2 protein-coding genes and 1 other RNA gene are annotated in these 2776 nt (G+C 52.9%); 1 reads left to right on the top strand and 2 read right to left on the bottom strand.

The window, feature by feature from the left end; genetic code table 11:
* Positions 1 to 118: 118 nt before the first annotated feature.
* Positions 119 to 489: a transfer-messenger RNA gene (gene ssrA, locus HOK28_07105) on the bottom strand.
* A gap of 188 nt (positions 490 to 677) precedes the next feature.
* Between ssrA and ddlA the strand changes: the two genes are divergently transcribed.
* Positions 678 to 1775 carry a D-alanine--D-alanine ligase gene (gene ddlA, locus HOK28_07100; protein ID MBT6432841.1) on the top strand — a complete coding sequence of 366 codons (1098 nt, stop codon included), beginning with the start codon at positions 678 to 680 and terminating at the stop codon, positions 1773 to 1775.
* Positions 1776 to 1786: 11 nt separating this feature from the next.
* Here the strand turns inward: ddlA and HOK28_07095 are convergent.
* On the bottom strand, positions 1787 to 2776 hold a 990-nt coding region (locus HOK28_07095; protein MBT6432840.1), incomplete at its 5' end, for a HAMP domain-containing protein.

Genomic DNA, 2776 nt, shown 5'->3' with positions numbered 1-2776 from the left:
TGCGCTCGTTTACTTGAGTCTTTGAATATTGACTGAAAACCAAACCCCAGTTTTAGGGCAGAATTAGGGCAGATTAGCCGCATCGAAATAAAAACAGCACGTTATATCAAACGTTTATAGATGAAGTCGTTCGGGAATCGAACCCGCGTCCGGAAACCTTTAATGGTAGGCACTACGTGTGTAGTCGATGATTAATTTTACCAATAACAGCGCCCATCGACAGGCTATGTTTTTGGCGAGTCTCAGAAAGTCTCGATTCACTCAGCTGAGACGCCCAGGTGAATCCAGCCAGCTGTTTTGGCGCCGGTAACCTTCAACCACTGGCAGAGTCGAAGACCGACGCGCCTAGTCAGGTTTTTAAGCTGCTAGAGCGAGCTCAACATTATCGTTGGCATTTAGTTTTCGTCATCAGGTATTAACGTGGTCTGCTGACCTCCACGACACGCTCCAAACACATCTCTGAATCCCCGTCGAAACCATGTCGCCCCCATATATGGGTCTACCGTTCTCTCTGGGCACTTAATGAAGTGCAGCACACCGGTATAGCCTATCACATAGCGAATGTCACCCATGTATTTAAATGCATTTATCTGGAATAACCTCCAGATTTCAGTGGTTTCCCCCATGCGGTGCCATTGCCGCTTGCCGGATAGGACAATTAAGAATAGAGACACTCCATGTCAAAAACCCGTGTAGCCATTGTGTATGGAGGACGCTCAACAGAGCACGAAATCTCCATTCTTTCTGCCCGTAACATCCTGGCCTCTCTGGATAAAGACCGATTTGAGGTATCTCTTATCGGCATCGATAAAGAGGGGAAGTGGTCTCTGCAGGATCCTAAGTTGCTCCTGGAGGCTTCTACAGACCCACGTACCGTGGCGTTGCAGGCAAACTGTCCACCGGTGGCAATGGCACCGCGTCCAACGGGCGGCATGCTTGAGGGCGTGGGCGCTCCGAAAATCGACGTTATCTTTCCCATCCTCCATGGACCCATGGGCGAAGATGGCACCATGCAAGGCATCTTTGAGCTGGCGGAAATCCCCTATGTGGGCTCCGGCGTTTTGGGCTCATCGGTGAGCATGGACAAAGACTCCATGAAGCGGGTGCTGCGCGATGCGGGCATTCCAGTCGGGCCATTCCAGTCTTACCGCCGCTACCACTGGGACAAAAAAGCCGACACCATTCTCACGCAAATCGAAGAGCTGGGTTTCCCGGTGTATGTGAAGCCTGCGAACCAAGGCTCGTCTGTGGGCATCAAGCGAGTTGCCGCTTCCGCCGAGCTTCGAGAAGCCATGGACTTTGCTTTCCAGTTCGACACCAAGGTCGTTGTAGAGTCTGAAATCATTGGCCGCGAAATTGAATGCAGCGTATTAGGAAACGACAATCCCATCGCCTCTGTGGCCGGTGAAGTGATTGTTCACGCTGAGCACGGTTTCTACTCTTACGAAGCCAAGTATGTAGATGCCAACGGCGCCGGCCTTGAAGTGCCCGCCAAAGTAAGCGACGAAACTTTAGCGAAGCTTAAAGAAGTGGCCATCGATACTTTCCTCGCCCTCGATTGCAGCGGCTTGTCTCGGGTGGATTTCTTTGTACAAGACGATGGCAATTTGGTGGTGAACGAAATCAACACACTGCCGGGTTTCACCAACGTATCCATGTATCCCATGCTTTGGAAGCACAGCGGAATTGAGCAAAAAGAGCTGCTCACCCGTTTGGTCGATTTGGCAGTGGAGCGTTTTGAGAGTAAGCAGAAGCTTCGCCGCAGCATGGAGTAGGGCAGCGCGCCCTAAATCGCCTGGAGAGGCGGTTCCAGCTCTGGCTCTTCAATCAGCCGAGGCATATCCAACATAAATCGAGCACCACCTTCTGGGCTTTTATGCACCGAAAGCATGCCGTCGTGTTGGCGTGTGATGCGGTCTGCAATGGATAGGCCCAAACCAAAACCACCACTGTGCCGGTTGCGGCTGGCATCTAATCTTACAAAGGGGCGAAACACATCGTGGCGCTTGTCTTCTGGCACGCCTGGTCCGTCGTCGTCTACCATGATTTGAATGCGGTCTTCGGTGGCAACGCAGCGCAGAGCCACTTGAGTTTTCGCGTAGCGCGAAGCATTGGATAGAAGGTTGTCGAGCACCCGGCGCAAAAAGCGCGGCGCGGCCAACACCGACACACTGTCCTCGGGCAGTTTCACTTCAACTTTAAGTTCACCCACATGGGGCGTAAAAGCATCGAGCGCTGCTTCCAGCACATCGGAAATCTCGCAGGGCTCTTTCTCGCTGATAGGCGCACCTTCTTGGAGCTTGGTAAAGTCGAGCAGTTCCTCAATCAAAGCTTCCAGCTCGCCTAGAGATTCCTCTACGCCGCCTAAGAGCTGTTCGCGTTCGTCGTCGTCGTCGGCTTCAGCCAGTGAATCAATCGACATGACAATCCGCGCCAGAGGTGTACGCAGCTCGTGGGAGGCCGCTCTTAAGAGCGCTTTATGGCTATCAATGAGGTTAGAGGTGCGCTCCGCCATCGAGTTGAAGCTATAGGCCAAATGCTTCACCGAGCCGGGGCCATCTACAATGGCGCGCCGTTCAAAGTTGCCTTGCCCAAATGCCTCAGCCGCGTCACTTAGCTCAACGAGGTCGCGTTTGACGGGTCGCAATACGAGATAGATACCCAGACCAATGCCCAAGAACGCAAAGAAGCCCGTGACAATCAGGCGCCAATCTACGGGGCCTTTCATAACGCCCACCGGACCAATCTCAATCACTTTGTCGCTATCGGGAATCAG

This window comes from Deltaproteobacteria bacterium (genome assembly GCA_018668695.1).
Classification (GTDB): domain Bacteria; phylum Myxococcota; class XYA12-FULL-58-9; order XYA12-FULL-58-9; family JABJBS01; genus JABJBS01.
This window is presented reverse-complemented; position numbering and strand designations above follow the sequence as displayed.